The organism is Pseudomonas sp. GL_139_B (assembly GCF_057834475.1).
Genome location: NZ_CM174403.1, coordinates 5,802,239 through 5,817,012 on the forward strand (window position 1 = coordinate 5,802,239; position 14,774 = coordinate 5,817,012).

Below are 14,774 nucleotides of genomic sequence, written 5' to 3' on the forward strand. Positions count from 1 at the left end.
GGCTGCTCGCGATGGCGGCATCCCAAACACCACTCATCTCAAGTGCAGGCCCTAAAGACACCCCGTCTGCGCTACCATGCTTGGCCGGACGCGGCAGCCTGCTGCGCGCAGGAGTCAGCATGGCCCACCCGTTTGCAACCCTCACCCCAGACCTCGTGCTCGATGCCGTCGAAAGCATCGGCTTTCTCAGCGACGCGCGTATTCTGGCGCTCAATAGCTACGAGAACCGCGTCTATCAAGTCGGCATCGAAGACTCCGAGCCGCTGATCGCCAAGTTCTATCGCCCGCAGCGCTGGACTAATGAAGCGATTCTGGAAGAACACCAGTTCACCTTCGAACTCGCCGAATGCGACGTGCCCGTGGTCGCACCGATGATTCACAACGGCGCCAGCCTGCACGAACACAACGGCTTTCGTTTCACCCTGTTTCCCCGCCGGGGCGGCCGTGCGCCGGAACCGGGCAATCTCGATCAGCTCTATCGCCTCGGTCAGTTACTGGGGCGCCTGCACGCCGTGGGTTCCACCAAACCGTTCGACCACCGTGAAGCGCTAGGCGTGAAGAATTTCGGTCACGACTCGCTGACCACCTTGCTCGAAGGCAACTTTGTCCCAAAAAGTTTGCTCCCCGCTTATGAGTCCGTGGCCCGCGACCTGCTCAAGCGAGTGGAAGAGGTCTACAAAGCGACGCCGCACCAGAACATCCGCATGCACGGTGACTGCCACCCCGGCAACATGATGTGCCGCGACGAAATGTTCCACATCGTCGACCTCGATGACTGCCGCATGGGCCCGGCGGTGCAGGACATCTGGATGATGCTGGCCGGTGACCGTCAGGAATGTCTCGGGCAGTTGTCGGAACTGATGGACGGCTACAACGAATTTCACGATTTCGATCCGCGAGAACTGGCGTTGATCGAACCGTTGCGCGCCTTGCGTTTGATGCACTACAGCGCCTGGCTGGCCCGTCGCTGGGACGACCCGGCGTTCCCGCACAGCTTTCCGTGGTTCGGCAGTGAACGGTACTGGGGTGATCAGGTGTTGGCGTTGCGTGAGCAACTTGCAGCCCTGAACGAAGAACCCCTCAAACTCTTCTGATTCACCCTGCCCCCCTTGTGGGAGCGAGCCTGCTCGCGATGGCGGCGAAACATTCAGCACATCTGTGGCTGACACACCGCTATCGCGAGCAGGCTCACTCCCACAGGTATTGTGTTCACAATTGGTCAACCTATTCAGGCAGGACATCCGCAGACAAATCTCCTTACAATCCCCTCTTTGTTAGCTGCCTAAGCAAGGATTCTGCATGCAAGCCGCCAACCCGCGTCGCGGGTACATTCTGGGCCTTACTGCCTACATCATCTGGGGACTTTTCCCGATCTACTTCAAAGCCATCGCCAGCGTGCCCGCCGCGGAGATCATCATCCATCGCGTGCTTTGGTCCGCGCTGTTCGGCGCCTTGCTACTGATGGTCTGGAAACATCCAGGCTGGTGGCGCGAGTTGCGTGACAACCCCAAACGCCTGGCGATCCTGGCCCTGAGCGGCACGCTGATTGCGGCCAACTGGCTGACTTATGTGTGGGCGGTGAACAACGGGCGGATGCTCGAAGCCAGTCTCGGCTACTACATCAATCCGCTGGTGAACGTCCTGCTGGGCATGCTGATCCTCGGCGAACGATTGCGGCGCATGCAGTGGATCGCCGTGGGTCTTGCGGCAGTCGGCGTGGCGCAACAGGTGTGGCAAGTCGGCAGCCTGCCCTGGGTGTCGCTGGTGCTGGCGTTGTCCTTTGGTTTCTACGGATTGATCCGCAAGCAGGCGCCCGTCAAAGCGCTGCCCGGTCTGGTGGTGGAAACCTGGATGCTGGTGCCGATTGCGGTCGCGTGGCTGCTGTTCAACCCGACAGCGGCCAGCGCGCAACCTGAATTCTGGACCACCTCCAAAGCCTGGTGGCTGGTCGCCGCCGGCCCGATCACGCTGGTACCGCTGATCTGTTTTAACGCTGCAGCAAGGCATATACCCTACACGACCTTGGGATTCCTCCAGTACCTGGCGCCGACACTGGTGCTGTTGCAAGCCGTTCTGCTGTTCGGCGAACACCTGTCGTCCAGCACACTGGTCGCGTTCATCTTTATTTGGGCTGGCCTGGCGGTTTACAGCGTTGATGCGTGGATAAGTCTTCGTCGCCGCACTTGATCAAAAAACACACAAACCTCTACAGACCACGTCCCTCGTGGCCTGCATCGATCCTTCCCAAGGTTATCCACAGCGTGATCCCCGGCGTTTGTGCGCAACTCGTTGAAACTGATGGTTTTTTGATCAGATCTTGAAGAAGCCCGGCCGGCGTGGGCTGGCGGGCTGTCTCTACAGGTTATCCACAGGCAGGTGCACGTTTAACTTGGATAACCCTGTCAAGGCTCACTGCGCAGCACCAGCTCGACCATCAGATCGTCTGCCAAGGTTTCCAGGCGTGATTGCAATACATCGAGCGATAAGGTCAGTGGCACGGCGAGAATCGCCTCGGCATGGAACAGCGGCTCGCTGCTCATCGGCGCCGGCCGCACTTCGGTGACCAACCTTTCCAGATTCACCCCTTGCTCGCTCAGCAGACGGGTGATGTCGCGCACGATCCCCGGACGATCGTTGCCGACCAACTCCATCGCAATCGGCTTCCAGGTGCAGGATTGTTCGATGCCGCTTTCGGCAATCAGTACGCGAATGCCTTGGGCGGACAACGCTTGCAGGGCGTCCACCAGCTCATCGTAGGCCTCGGCCGGTACGCCCACTCGAAGAATCCCGGCGAACTGCCCCGCCATGCGCGACATACGGCTTTCCAGCCAGTTGCCGCCATGCTCGGCAATGCACTGGGCGATGCGCTCGACCTGCCCGGCCTTGTCTGGAGCAAATACTGTGAGTACGAGGTGGTCCATGGCGCAGCCCTCTTTTGTTATAGAAACAGAAGTATAGGCAAGGGCTGATACTGCGTTGATTCGTCTGACGCCATCGCGAGCAGGCTCGCTCCCACAAGTTCTGCGCTGTACCTGTGGGAGCGAGCCTGCTCGCGATTGGAGCGCCGCCGACAAACCTGCCGACAACAAATCGTGTACAAGTTTTTATATTTAACTGGAACAATCTATTGGTTTTTTGAGAACATCCCGTTCCCCGACATGACTGCAATGCGTCATGGGGTCGCAGAACGACGTAATTAGTCTGATTTTCACAAGCGCAATTCATCATGTAGTATGCCGCAGCGCGCACTACATAACGTTGGATCGATGTCTGCCACCGGCACACTCGCAACCCTGAAAAGCCCTGTCAGCAAGGCCTCAAAGCCGTTGATCGGACCGAACCCAGCCGCCCGAGAGGGCATGTACTGGCGGACGGGTTTGTGGTTTAAATGGCCAGAGGCTTCATTGTCAAAATTGAAGAGCTGAAAAGCGAAATAGCTGAGCAGAGTGAGGCAAGCAATGACTGAACACGTTCAAGTCGGTGGCCTGCAGGTCGCCAAAGTCCTGTTCGACTTCGTGAACAACGAAGCCATTCCCGGTACCGGCCTCACCGCCGATAAGTTCTGGGCCGGTGCCGAGAAGGTCATTCATGACCTGGCGCCGAAGAACAAAGCCCTACTCGCCAAACGCGACGATTTCCAGGCTCGTATCGATGGCTGGCACCAATCCCGTGCCGGCCAAGCGCATGACGCCGTGGCTTATAAGGCCTTCTTGCAAGACATCGGTTATCTGCTGCCAGAAGCAGCCGATTTCCAGGCAACGACGCAAAACGTCGATGACGAAATCGCCCGCATGGCCGGTCCGCAACTTGTGGTTCCGGTGATGAATGCCCGTTTCGCGCTCAATGCTTCGAATGCCCGTTGGGGTTCGCTGTACGACGCGCTCTACGGCACCGACGCCATCAGCGAAGCCGATGGCGCGGAAAAAGGCAAAGGCTACAACAAGGTTCGCGGCGACAAGGTCATTGCCTTCGCCCGTGCTTTCCTCGACGAAGCCGCGCCATTGGCTGCCGGCTCTCACGTCGATTCCACCGGCTACAAAATCGTTGACGAAAAACTGGTGGTCGCCCTTAAAGGTGGCAGCAACACCGGCCTGCGCAGCGACGCTCAGCTGATCGGTTTCCACGGCGACGCCAGCGCTCCGACTGCGATCTTGCTGAAGAATAACGGCCTGCATTTTGAAATCCAGATCGATGCCAGCACCCCGGTCGGCCAGACCGACGCTGCCGGCGTCAAAGACATCCTGATGGAAGCCGCGCTGACCACCATCATGGACTGCGAAGACTCCGTCGCCGCCGTCGATGCCGATGACAAAGTGGTGATCTACCGCAACTGGCTCGGCCTGATGAAGGGCGATCTGTCGGAAGAAGTCTCCAAGGGCGGTCAGACCTTTACCCGCACCATGAACGCCGACCGCACCTACACCGGTGTCGATGGCAAGGAACTGAGCCTGCACGGTCGTTCACTGTTGTTCGTGCGTAACGTCGGTCACCTGATGACCATCGACGCCATCGTCGACAAAGACGGCAACGAAGTGCCGGAAGGCATTCTCGATGGTCTGGTGACCAGCCTCGCGGCGATCCACAGCCTCAACGGCAGCAGTTCACGCAAGAACAGCCGCACCGGCTCGGTTTACATCGTGAAGCCGAAAATGCACGGCCCGGAAGAGGCCGCATTCACCAACGAATTGTTTGGTCGCATCGAAGAGGTTCTCGGTCTGCCGCGCAACACATTGAAAGTCGGGATCATGGACGAGGAGCGCCGCACTACGGTCAACCTCAAGGCCTGCATCAAGGCGGCCAGCGAGCGCGTGGTGTTTATCAACACCGGTTTCCTCGACCGCACGGGCGATGAAATCCACACCTCCATGGAAGCCGGCCCGATGGTGCGCAAGGCTGACATGAAGGCCGAGAAATGGATCGGCGCCTACGAGAACTGGAACGTCGACATCGGTTTGAGCACCGGCCTGCAAGGTCGCGCGCAGATTGGCAAAGGCATGTGGGCGATGCCCGACCTGATGGCCGCGATGCTCGAACAGAAAATCGCTCACCCGCTGGCCGGCGCGAACACTGCCTGGGTTCCATCGCCGACCGCAGCAGCGCTGCACGCGTTGCACTACCACAAGGTCGACGTGTTCGCCCGTCAGGCCGAACTGGCCAAACGTACTCGCGCTTCGGTGGACGACATCCTGACCATTCCCTTGGCGGTGAACCCGCAGTGGACCGCAGAACAGATCAAGAACGAACTGGACAACAACGCCCAAGGCATTCTCGGTTATGTAGTGCGCTGGATCGACCAAGGCGTCGGTTGCTCGAAAGTGCCGGACATCAACGACGTCGGCCTGATGGAAGACCGTGCGACGCTGCGTATTTCCAGCCAGCACATCGCTAACTGGCTGCGCCACGGCGTTGTCACCGAAGAGCAAGTGATGGAAAGCCTCAAGCGCATGGCGCCGGTGGTTGACCGTCAGAACGCCAATGACGCGCTGTATCGTCCGCTGGCTCCAGACTTCGACAGCAACATCGCCTTCCAGGCGGCGGTCGAACTGGTGGTCGAAGGCACTAAACAACCGAACGGCTACACCGAGCCGGTTCTGCACCGTCGTCGTCGCGAGTTCAAGGCTGCCAATGGCCTGTAAGTAGCGAGTACTCCGGACACAAAAAAGGCCCTGATCGAAAGATCAGGGCCTTTTTATTTGTGGACTAGACAGACACGATCCCTCGCCACAAAAGGCCCCTTCGCCAGCGCTAAGGCAATATGCCCAGCTCATGCTTGACCAAACCCAGCAATATCTCGGGATTGATAGGCTTGAGTAGAAAATCCACCACACTCAAATGCATCGCCGCGATGGCATCTTTCACGTCAGCGTCGCCGGAGACGATGATGATCGGCAAGGCCGCCCGAACCGACTCACGTACCTGACGGATAAGGTCGAGGCCATCGACATTGCCCATGCGCAAGTCAGTGATCACCAGACCGATCGAAGGCTTTTTCAATTCATCTTCAGCAACCAGCATCTTGTATGCGCTTTCACCACTGGCCGCGGTGATGCAGCGAATACCGTCCAAACCAAGAATCTGCGACAACAACTCGCGCGCGTCTTTATCGTCATCGACGATCAGCACCCGCTGCGGCGGTAAATCGGGTTCGAGCATGACGGCACTCAGCGCCTCGCGCTCGGCATCGCTCAAAATATCTTGGTCGGACATGGCGTTCTCTATGTTTTCAATTCAAGCACCTGGCACGTTCGTCAGACATCGCTAAGCAGACCACCAATGTGCACTTCGTCGGAAAAATTTCCAAGAGGCAAATTGACCGGTAATTCGCTGATTTGTTTCAGGCACTTCCAAAATAGCCCCCCCTGGACGGCCAACCTAGACTTACGTCCAATGGGCACCCCGCGCGCAGGGGCCGACCATGGCTGAGTCATCCGACAACAATAATTCCAAACGACTGCGGTAATGGTTATGAGTAAAGCGGACGCCTTCACACAGGCAGGGAAAACCGCGGTGTTGCAGAACATCCAGGGCACGTTGCAATTCCTTCAGCGTTTCCCGCCCTTCAATCAGATGGAACACGCTCACTTGGCGTACCTGGTTGAGCAATGTCAGCTGCGTTTTTATGCCCCCGGCGAGAGCATCATCAAGCCCGCCGATGGCCCGGTTGAGTATTTCTACATCGTCAAACAGGGCCGCGTCGTCGGTGAGCGCCCGCACACCGCCAAGGGCGGCACCGAAACCACCTTCGAAATCACCACTGGCGAGTGCTTCCCCCTCGCCGCGCTGCTGGGTGAGCGTGCGACCCGCACCGAACACCTCGCCGCCGAAGATACCTTTTGCCTGCAGCTGAACAAGCTGGCGTTTATCAAACTGTTCGCGCTTTCCAGCACCTTTCGCGACTTTGCCCTGCGTGGTGTCAGTAGCTTGCTGGATCAGGTCAACCAGCAAGTCCAGCAAAAAGCCGTGGAGACCCTCGGCACTCAGTATTCGCTGAACACGCGCCTGGGCGAATTGGCCATGCGCCACCCGGTGACTTGCAGCCCCGCGACACCGCTGCGTGAAGCGGTGACGCTGATGCACGAGCAACAAGTCGGCAGTATCGTTGTGGTCGATGAGCGCAAAGCCCCGCTGGGGATTTTTACCCTGCGCGACCTGCGCCATGTCGTAGCCGAGGGCACCAATGACTTCAACGAAGCCATCGAGCGCCACATGACCCAGGCGCCGTTTTTCCTGACGCCGGACCACAGCGCTTTCGACGCGGCCATCGCCATGACCGAGCGGCACATCGCCCATGTGTGCCTGGTGAAAGATCATCGTCTGTGCGGCGTGGTCTCGGAGCGCGACCTGTTTTCCCTGCAACGGGTCGATCTGGTACACCTGGCACGCACGATTCGCAGTGCCCAGCGTGTGGAAAACCTGGTGTTGATGCGCGGCGAGATCGGACAGTTGGTCGAGCGCATGCTGGCGCACGGCGCGTCGTCGACGCAGATCACTCACATCATCACCCTGCTCAACGACCACACCGTGTGCCGGGTAATCGAACTGACCCTCGCCGAGAAAGGCGACCCTGGTGTGCCGTTCAGCTGGTTGTGCTTCGGCAGCGAAGGCCGTCGCGAGCAGACGCTGCACACCGATCAGGACAACGGCATTCTGTTCGAGGCCCGGGACGCGGCGCATGCGGCAGAGATACGCGGAAAATTGTTGCCGATTGCCCAACAGATCAACCAAAGCCTTGCGCTGTGCGGCTTCACGTTGTGCAAGGGCAACATCATGGCGGGTAACCCGGAGCTGTGCTTGTCGCGTGCCGAATGGGCGCGGCGATTTGCGGCGTTTATCCGCGAGGCGACGCCGGAGAACCTGCTGGGTTCGAGCATTTATTTCGACTTGCGCGTGGTTTGGGGTGACGAGCAAGGGTGCGAGCAATTGCGCCGCGGGATTCTCGATCAGGTCGGCGATAACCGTCTGTTCCAGCGGATGCTGGCCGAGAACGCCTTGCGCAACCGTCCCCCTGTGGGGCGTTTCCGTGAGTTCGTACTGGCGCGCAAAAACGGTGAAAAAGCCACGCTGGACTTGAAGGTGCAGGGGCTGACGCCTTTCGTCGACGGTGCACGGTTGCTGGCATTGGCTCACGGCGTCGAGACCAACAATACTTTGGAGCGTTTTCGCCAACTGGTGGCCAAAGAAATTATTCAACCGCTGGACGGTGCGGCCTATGAAGAGGCGTACCACTTCATTCAGCAAACCCGCATGCAGCAACATCAGTTACAGACCCGGGAGAACTTGCCCTATTCCAATCGGGTCGATCCGGACAGCCTCAATCATCTGGACCGACGGATCCTGCGTGAATCCCTGCGCCAGGCGCAACGCCTGCAAAGCAGCCTGACCCTGCGGTATCAGCTATGAGCCTGTTTTCGTGGTTGCGCCCGGCCACCCCACTCCTGACGGAAGAGTTGCAACAACGACTCAAGCACCTGCCAGCGGTGGCCGAACTGGGTGAATGCAGCCTGCGTGAACAGCGCTGGGTGGTGCTCGACCTGGAAACCACCGGGCTGAATCTGAACAAGGACCGGGTGTTGTCCATCGGTGCCGTGGTGATTGAAGACGGCGCCATCGACTTCAGCCAACAGTTCGAACGCACCCTGCGATGCACCGACCTGAAGCTCGCACCCAGCGTGCTGATTCATGGGTTGGGCCCCAGCACCATTGCGGCCGGCAGCGACCCGGCGCAAGCCTTGCTCGAATTCATGGAGTTCGTCGGTGACAGCCCGGTGCTGGCATTTCATGCCCCCTTCGATCAGCACATGCTTGGCCGCGCATTGAAAGACCACTTGGGCTACAAGTTGGCTCATCCGTTTCTGGATGTGGCAGACATAGCCCCGCTGCTGTGCCCACAGGCACACATTCGCGAGGCCGGGCTGGATGAGTGGATCGACTGGTTCAAACTGCAAGTGTTCGAGCGACATAACGCCAGTGCCGACGCGATGGCGACGGCCGAATTGGCATTGATCCTGTTCAGCCGAGCGCGGCAGCAGCAGATTCATAGCCCGCTGAATCTGCAACAACGGTTGAGTCAGTGGAAGCGCCGGCAGCAGGCTCCCTCCTTTTAAATATGCAGTGACTGTTCTGGCGCCTTCGCGGGCAAGCCACGCTCCCACAGGTGACCGAGTCCCTTGTGGGAGCGAGCCTGCTCGCGATGAACGATGACGCGGTAAAGCTGAATGCATACAGCTCAATCCACCCGACCAGCGCCAATTGCTTACCATCCCCGCCTCTGCCACAATCGCGAACAATTCTCGTTAGTTAACATTTCCCAATCGGTGATGCTGCGTGTCGTCAATCCAAAGCCCCCACAGTGAGCTCGTTGGTGCGTTATATCGCGACCATCGCGGTTGGCTATTGGCCTGGCTGCGACGCAACGTGGCTTGCCCGCAACGGGCAGAAGACCTGAGTCAGGACACCTTTGTGCGGTTGCTGGGCCGGGATGAACTGAAAGAGCCTCGCGAGCCGCGGGCGTTTCTGGTGGCGATTGCCAAAGGCCTGCTGTTCGACTATTTCCGCCGCGCCGCGCTGGAACAGGCCTACCTCGCCGAACTGATGCTGATCCCCGAAGGCGAACAGCCGTCAGTCGAGGAGCAGCAGATGATCCTCGAAGACCTCAAAGCCATCGACCGCCTGCTGGGTCAGCTGTCGAGCAAGGCCCGGGCCGCGTTTCTTTATAACCGCCTCGACGGCCTCGGTCATGCCGAAATCGCCCAGCGACTGGGCGTCTCGGTGCCGCGTGTTCGGCAGTACCTGGCCCAGGGGATTCGTCAGTGCTACATCGCGTTGTACGGTGAGCCGGTATGAGCCCAGTCAACTCCAAACCGGTATCGGCCAAGGTGCTGGATGCGGCGATTGCCTGGCAATTGTCCCTGGACTCCGGCAATCCCGTGGAGCGCGAAGCGTTCAGTCAATGGCACGCGGCCCACGAGGAACATGCCCGCGCCTGGCGCCAGCTGGGCATGCTCGACCAGCGCTTCAGCGTCGCCAACGGCCCGGCCCGTACGGCGTTGCTGCAATCGCGTGAAAGCATTCGCCGCCGCGTGCGCAAATTGGGCAGCGGCGTGGCCAGCGTTGTCGCGGTGATCGGGCTGGCCCTGTTTGTCGGTGATCGTTATCTGCCCCTCGACTACTGGCTGGCCGACCAGCGCACCGCAACCGGTGAGCAGCGCACTCTTCTCCTGGCCGACGGCACACTGATCAACCTCAACACCCACAGCGCCGTGGACATACGTTTTGACGGGAAACAGCGGCGGATCATCCTTCAGGAAGGCGAAATCCTCGTCGAGACCGGTCACGGCGATGCCCGGCCGTTTATCGTCGAAACCCGCGAAGGCAGCCTGCAAGCGCTTGGGACGCTCTTTCTGGTCAAGCGCGAGGAACAAGGCACGCGCCTGAGCGTGTTGAAGTCCGCGGTGGCGGCGCATCCCCAATCGAGTTCAGAGGAACAGATTCTGCACGAAGGTCAGCAAGTGCTGATGCGCAGCAATGGCCTGGGGCCGGTTGTCGCCGTCGACCTCGGCGCCGATGCCTGGACCCGCGGCATGCTGGTGGTCGACAACACTCGCCTGGAAGATCTGGTGCATGAGCTCGCTCGTTATCGGCGCGGGCATTTAGGCGTAGCACCGGAGATTGCCGACCTGCGGATTACCGGCAGTTTTCCGCTGCACGACACCGACAAAGCCTTGAGCACCCTATTGCCGACCCTGCCGGTGCAGATTGAACAGTACACACCGTGGTGGGTGACGGTAGCGAAAGCTGACGCCAAACCCTGAACCACACACCTCCCTCGCCACAAAAGCCACTTCCAGATCAGCATCCAATTGCTGAATCGAAATTATTTTCATCCAGCCCTATCACTTTTCGAATCTCGTGCGGCACCTAAGCAATTGAGAAATATTTACATTCAGGAGCCGCTGTATGCCCCGTTCGCTCTACACCTTATTGCGCCCCAGCTTGCTGGCTGTCGCCATTGCCTTTTGCACGCCTTTGGCCAGTAGCCAACTGATCGCCGCGGAACAGGCATCCAGCGTTCGCGCCTACAACCTGCCGGCCGCACCGTTGGCCAGCACCCTGAACCAGATTGCGAGTCAGGCCGGCCTGGCGCTGTCATTGAATCCATCGCTGGCTGCAGGTAAGTCCTCGGCACCGGTGAAGGGCCAGTTCGACGCTGCCAGCGCCCTGCGTGAAGCTTTGCGCGGCACGGGGCTGCAACTGGAACAAAGCAGCGCCGGCACCTACAGCCTGGTTGCCATTCCCGAGGGCACACTGGCCCTGCCGGAAACTGCCATCATCGGCTTTGGAGCCAGCGAAACCGCCTGGAGCCCGACAGAAGGCTACCTGGCCACTCGCACCGCCGCCGGCACCAAGACCGATACAGCGCTAGTCGATGTACCGCGCTCGATTTCGGTCGTCACCCGCGACCAAATGGACGATCGCAATGTGCAAAACCTCGATGACGCCGTGCGCTACATGCCCGGTATCACCGCCAGCAGCTACGGCAGCGACACCCGCGCCGACTGGCTGCGCGTTCGTGGTTTTGAACCGACCCAGTTCCTCGACGGCCTGCCACTGCCTAAAGGCGTGTATGCCAACCCGAAACAGGAAACCTGGAACCTCGATCGCCTGTCCGTGCTGCGCGGCCCGGCCTCCTCGGTTTACGGCCAGACCCCGCCGGGCGGCCTGCTGGACATGGTCAGCCGCCGTCCTACGGCTGAAGAGAGCAACGAAATCCAACTGCAATACGGCAACTACAACCAGCGCCAGATCAACTTCGCCAGCACCGGCAAGATCGATGACGAAGGCCAGTTTCTCTACAGCCTCAGTGGTGTGGTGCGCGACAGCGACACGCAGATCGACGACGTCGAGAACAAGCGCTACAACATTGCGCCGAGCCTGACCTGGAACATCGACCCGGACACCCAGTTCACCTTGCTGACCCAGTTCACCCGTGACGATACCGGCATCACCAGCCAGTTCCTGCCGGTGCAAGGCACTAAAATCGACATGCCGTTCGGCGACATTTCCCATCACAAGAACCTCGGCGATCCGGACTGGGAATATTACGACCGCACCTACTACGCGCTGGGCTATGCCTTCGAACATCGTTTGAACGATGTCTGGCAGTTCAGGCAGAACCTGCGTTACACCAAATCGGACCTGTCATTCCAGGCCATCACCGTCGGTGCGTATCCGTTCACCCAGGTTGATGACGCGGGCAACGTTGGCCGCACCACCACCAGCGTCGATGAAGACATCAGCCAGTTCGCCGTGGATAACAACTTCCAGGCCGATTTCGCGACGGGCGACGTACGTCACACCGTGCTGCTGGGTCTCGACCATCAGCGCAGCAATACCAACTACCTCTCCATCTTCGGCACCGCACCGCCGATCAACGTCAACAACCCGATCCACGGTTTGCCAATCGAGCGTCCGGACCGTTCCACCGCGTTCTACGATTACGACCAGAAGACCTACCAGACCGGCCTGTACGCGCAGGATCAGATGGTCCTCGACCATTGGCTCCTGACCCTCGGCGGACGTGAGGACTGGGTGCACACCGGCACCAAGTTCTTCAACAAAGACGATGCCACCAACACCCAACGTGACAAGAACTTCAGCGGCAACGCGGCAATCAGCTATGTGTTTGACTCGGGCTTTGTGCCGTACCTGTCGTACGCCGAGTCCTTCCAGCCCACGAGCGGTGCCTCAGCCTCGGCCACCGAATCGTTCAAACCCACCAAAGGCAATCAGTGGGAACTGGGCATCAAGTACCAACCACCCGGCAGCAACACCCTGCTGACCGCCGCAATCTACGACCTGACCCAGAAAAACGTTTCGGTCACCACCAACGTTGGCGGCACGTCGATCACCAGCCAGACCGGCGAAGTCAAAGTCAAAGGCCTGGAGCTGGAAGCAGTCTCCGACGTCAACGAAAACCTCAAGCTCATCGCGGCGTATACCCTGGCCAAATCCGAAGTACAAGATGGCGAATTCAAGGGCAATCGCCTGCAACTGATGCCTAACCAACAAGCGTCGCTGTGGGCTGATTACACCTGGCACAACGGCGTGCTGGACGGCTTCGGCGTGGGTGCCGGCGCTCGCTACACCGGCAATACCTACGGCGATCAGGCCAACACCGAGCTGGGCAAGGCGGACGCCTACACCGTGTTCGACGCCGCTGTTCATTACGACCTCGGTCGTCTGGACAACAGCCTGAAAGGCGCGTCCCTGGCCTTGAACGCCACCAACCTGCTCGACAAGGACTACATTTCCACCTGCGACAGTTTCTACTGCTACTACGGCGACCAGCGCAGCGTCGTCGCCAGTGCAACCTACAAGTGGTAATCGTCTGACCTGACATGCCCCAAAACCAGGCCGCCCTATTCCGGGCGGCTTTGGTATTTCTGAAGGCCTGGAAATGAAAAGTAAAACAATTCGCCGCTGGTCCTTTGTCCACACCTGGACCAGCCTGATCTGCACGGTATTCCTGCTGATGCTGGCACTGACCGGGTTGCCATTGATCTTCCACCACGAGATCGACCACCTGCTGGGCGATGCCGCCGAGTTGAAGCAAATGCCGGCGGACACGCCGAGGCTCGATTTGCAGCAGCTGGTGCAGGCGGCTGAAAAGCATCGTCCCGGTGAGGTCATGCAGTATTTCGGCTTTGAAGACGATGAGCCCAATGGCGCCGTAACAATCATGGCGGCTACCGCCGGCACCGAACCCAATTCGTCGCACACCTTCATGCTCGACGCCCGCACGGGCGAAGCCGTGGAAATGCCATCGGCCAATGGTGGTTTCATGATGGTCATGCTGCGCCTGCATGTGGACATGTTTGCCGGTCTGCCGGGCAAGTTGTTGCTGGCGTTCATGGGGCTGATGTTTGTAGTCGCCATCATTTCCGGGGCGGTGCTGTATTTGCCATTCATGCGCCGCTTGAAGTTCGCCACCGTGCGCCAGGACAAATCCACCCGCCTGCGCTGGCTTGATCTACATAACCTGATCGGTGTGGTCACACTGACCTGGGCATTGGTCGTCGGCGTAACAGGCGTTATCAGCGCCTGCGCCGACCTGCTGATTGCTGCCTGGCGCAACGACAGCCTGAACGCAATGGTCGCGCCGTACCGCGACGCGCCACCGCTGACGCACATCGCGCCGGCGACCCGCCTGCTCGACATCGCCGAAGAAGTTGCGCCAGACATGACGCCTGACTTCATCGCCTTCCCCGGTACGCGGTTTTCCAGCGAGCACCATTACGCAGTATTCATGAAAGGCAGCACCCACCTGACTTCGCACTTGCTGACTCCGGTGCTGATCGACGCCAGCACCCTGCAAGTCACCGCCGTGGCTGAGCGACCGTGGTACATGGACGCCATGGGCATGTCACAGCCGCTGCATTTCGGCGATTACGGCGGCATGCCGATGAAGATCCTGTGGGCGACCCTCGATGTGCTGACCATCATCGTGCTCGGCAGCGGGGTTTACCTGTGGGTAGTGCGGCGCAAAGTGGCAAAACCTGTGCTAGAGCAAGCCGAGGCTCAAGCATGAAGCGAAGGCAATCGAACTTCTGGAAAGTCTTCGGCACGCCCACGGTTATCGCCTTACTCAGCGCCGCCGGGTTATTCGCGGCACTGTTGGGTGATGGCGTGTGGGACGCCTTGAGCTGGCTTGGCCTGGGCGTTCCTGCTTTCTTTGCCCTGCGCGGCCTGCTGCAACGCCGCTGATTTTTGTGGGA

The 14,774-nt window shown here is 59.5% G+C and carries 12 protein-coding genes; 10 read left to right on the forward strand and 2 right to left on the reverse strand.

What is annotated here, in order from left to right; translation table 11 throughout:
- The first annotated feature begins 119 nt into the window (after window positions 1-119).
- Window positions 120-1,094, forward strand: coding sequence for a serine/threonine protein kinase (locus AC3ISI_RS26600; RefSeq protein ID WP_007947707.1), 975 nt, complete (start codon window positions 120-122; stop codon window positions 1,092-1,094).
- A 205-nt stretch (window positions 1,095-1,299) separates the two neighbouring features.
- The gene (gene rarD, locus AC3ISI_RS26605; protein WP_489334482.1) at window positions 1,300-2,187 is read left to right on the forward strand and encodes an EamA family transporter RarD; all 888 of its coding nucleotides are present in this window, start codon (window positions 1,300-1,302) and stop codon (window positions 2,185-2,187) included.
- 215 nt (window positions 2,188-2,402) lie between these two features.
- On the opposite strand, the gene AC3ISI_RS26610 is transcribed toward rarD, so the two are convergent.
- A complete protein-coding gene (locus AC3ISI_RS26610) occupies window positions 2,403-2,921 on the reverse strand; it encodes a glycine cleavage system transcriptional repressor (protein WP_027926687.1) in 519 nt (172 codons plus the stop codon).
- A 537-nt stretch (window positions 2,922-3,458) separates the two neighbouring features.
- On the opposite strand from AC3ISI_RS26610, the gene AC3ISI_RS26615 reads away from it, so the two are divergent.
- Complete coding sequence (locus tag AC3ISI_RS26615) at window positions 3,459-5,636, forward strand: malate synthase G (RefSeq protein WP_489334483.1); 2,178 nt, start codon at window positions 3,459-3,461, stop codon at window positions 5,634-5,636.
- A 109-nt stretch (window positions 5,637-5,745) separates the two neighbouring features.
- Here the strand turns inward: AC3ISI_RS26615 and AC3ISI_RS26620 are convergent, their stop codons facing one another.
- Window positions 5,746-6,207 (reverse strand): response regulator, encoded by a 462-nt coding sequence (locus AC3ISI_RS26620; protein ID WP_489334484.1) that lies wholly within the window; start codon window positions 6,205-6,207, stop codon window positions 5,746-5,748.
- A 252-nt stretch (window positions 6,208-6,459) separates the two neighbouring features.
- Here AC3ISI_RS26620 and AC3ISI_RS26625 point away from each other — a divergent pair, with 252 nt between their 5' ends.
- The 7 genes from AC3ISI_RS26625 (at window position 6,460) to AC3ISI_RS26655 (ending at window position 14,763) form a co-directional block, all read left to right on the forward strand.
- Window positions 6,460-8,400: a DUF294 nucleotidyltransferase-like domain-containing protein gene (locus AC3ISI_RS26625; protein ID WP_489334485.1), complete on the forward strand. Its 1,941-nt coding sequence runs from the start codon at window positions 6,460-6,462 to the stop codon at window positions 8,398-8,400.
- Entirely contained in the window at window positions 8,397-9,104 is a 708-nt protein-coding gene (locus tag AC3ISI_RS26630; RefSeq protein ID WP_489334486.1) for a 3'-5' exonuclease, read from the forward strand. The genes AC3ISI_RS26625 and AC3ISI_RS26630 overlap by 4 nt, the downstream gene beginning before the upstream one ends.
- Before the next feature lie 220 nt (window positions 9,105-9,324).
- Window positions 9,325-9,843 carry an RNA polymerase sigma factor gene (locus tag AC3ISI_RS26635; protein WP_477793457.1) on the forward strand — a complete coding sequence of 173 codons (519 nt, stop codon included), beginning with the start codon at window positions 9,325-9,327 and terminating at the stop codon, window positions 9,841-9,843.
- Window positions 9,840-10,811 (forward strand): FecR domain-containing protein, encoded by a 972-nt coding sequence (locus AC3ISI_RS26640; protein ID WP_489334487.1) that lies wholly within the window; start codon window positions 9,840-9,842, stop codon window positions 10,809-10,811. The genes AC3ISI_RS26635 and AC3ISI_RS26640 overlap by 4 nt, the downstream gene beginning before the upstream one ends.
- A 145-nt stretch (window positions 10,812-10,956) precedes the next feature.
- A complete protein-coding gene (locus tag AC3ISI_RS26645) occupies window positions 10,957-13,383 on the forward strand; it encodes a TonB-dependent siderophore receptor (protein ID WP_489334488.1) in 2,427 nt (808 codons plus the stop codon).
- 73 nt (window positions 13,384-13,456) lie between these two features.
- Window positions 13,457-14,587 carry a PepSY-associated TM helix domain-containing protein gene (locus AC3ISI_RS26650; protein ID WP_489334489.1) on the forward strand — a complete coding sequence of 377 codons (1,131 nt, stop codon included), beginning with the start codon at window positions 13,457-13,459 and terminating at the stop codon, window positions 14,585-14,587.
- Window positions 14,584-14,763: a hypothetical protein gene (locus tag AC3ISI_RS26655; protein WP_489334490.1), complete on the forward strand. Its 180-nt coding sequence runs from the start codon at window positions 14,584-14,586 to the stop codon at window positions 14,761-14,763. The genes AC3ISI_RS26650 and AC3ISI_RS26655 overlap by 4 nt, the downstream gene beginning before the upstream one ends.
- Window positions 14,764-14,774: the final 11 nt, after the last annotated feature.

Coding starts and splice junctions, on each gene's coding strand:
- AC3ISI_RS26600 (WP_007947707.1), top strand. CDS start 120: ATGGCCCACCCGTTTGCAACCCTCACCCCAGACCTCGTGCTCGATGCC.
- rarD (WP_489334482.1), top strand. CDS start 1,300: ATGCAAGCCGCCAACCCGCGTCGCGGGTACATTCTGGGCCTTACTGCC.
- AC3ISI_RS26610 (WP_027926687.1), bottom strand. CDS start 2,921: ATGGACCACCTCGTACTCACAGTATTTGCTCCAGACAAGGCCGGGCAG.
- AC3ISI_RS26615 (WP_489334483.1), top strand. CDS start 3,459: ATGACTGAACACGTTCAAGTCGGTGGCCTGCAGGTCGCCAAAGTCCTG.
- AC3ISI_RS26620 (WP_489334484.1), bottom strand. CDS start 6,207: ATGTCCGACCAAGATATTTTGAGCGATGCCGAGCGCGAGGCGCTGAGT.
- AC3ISI_RS26625 (WP_489334485.1), top strand. CDS start 6,460: ATGGTTATGAGTAAAGCGGACGCCTTCACACAGGCAGGGAAAACCGCG.
- AC3ISI_RS26630 (WP_489334486.1), top strand. CDS start 8,397: ATGAGCCTGTTTTCGTGGTTGCGCCCGGCCACCCCACTCCTGACGGAA.
- AC3ISI_RS26640 (WP_489334487.1), top strand. CDS start 9,840: ATGAGCCCAGTCAACTCCAAACCGGTATCGGCCAAGGTGCTGGATGCG.
- AC3ISI_RS26645 (WP_489334488.1), top strand. CDS start 10,957: ATGCCCCGTTCGCTCTACACCTTATTGCGCCCCAGCTTGCTGGCTGTC.
- AC3ISI_RS26650 (WP_489334489.1), top strand. CDS start 13,457: ATGAAAAGTAAAACAATTCGCCGCTGGTCCTTTGTCCACACCTGGACC.
- AC3ISI_RS26655 (WP_489334490.1), top strand. CDS start 14,584: ATGAAGCGAAGGCAATCGAACTTCTGGAAAGTCTTCGGCACGCCCACG.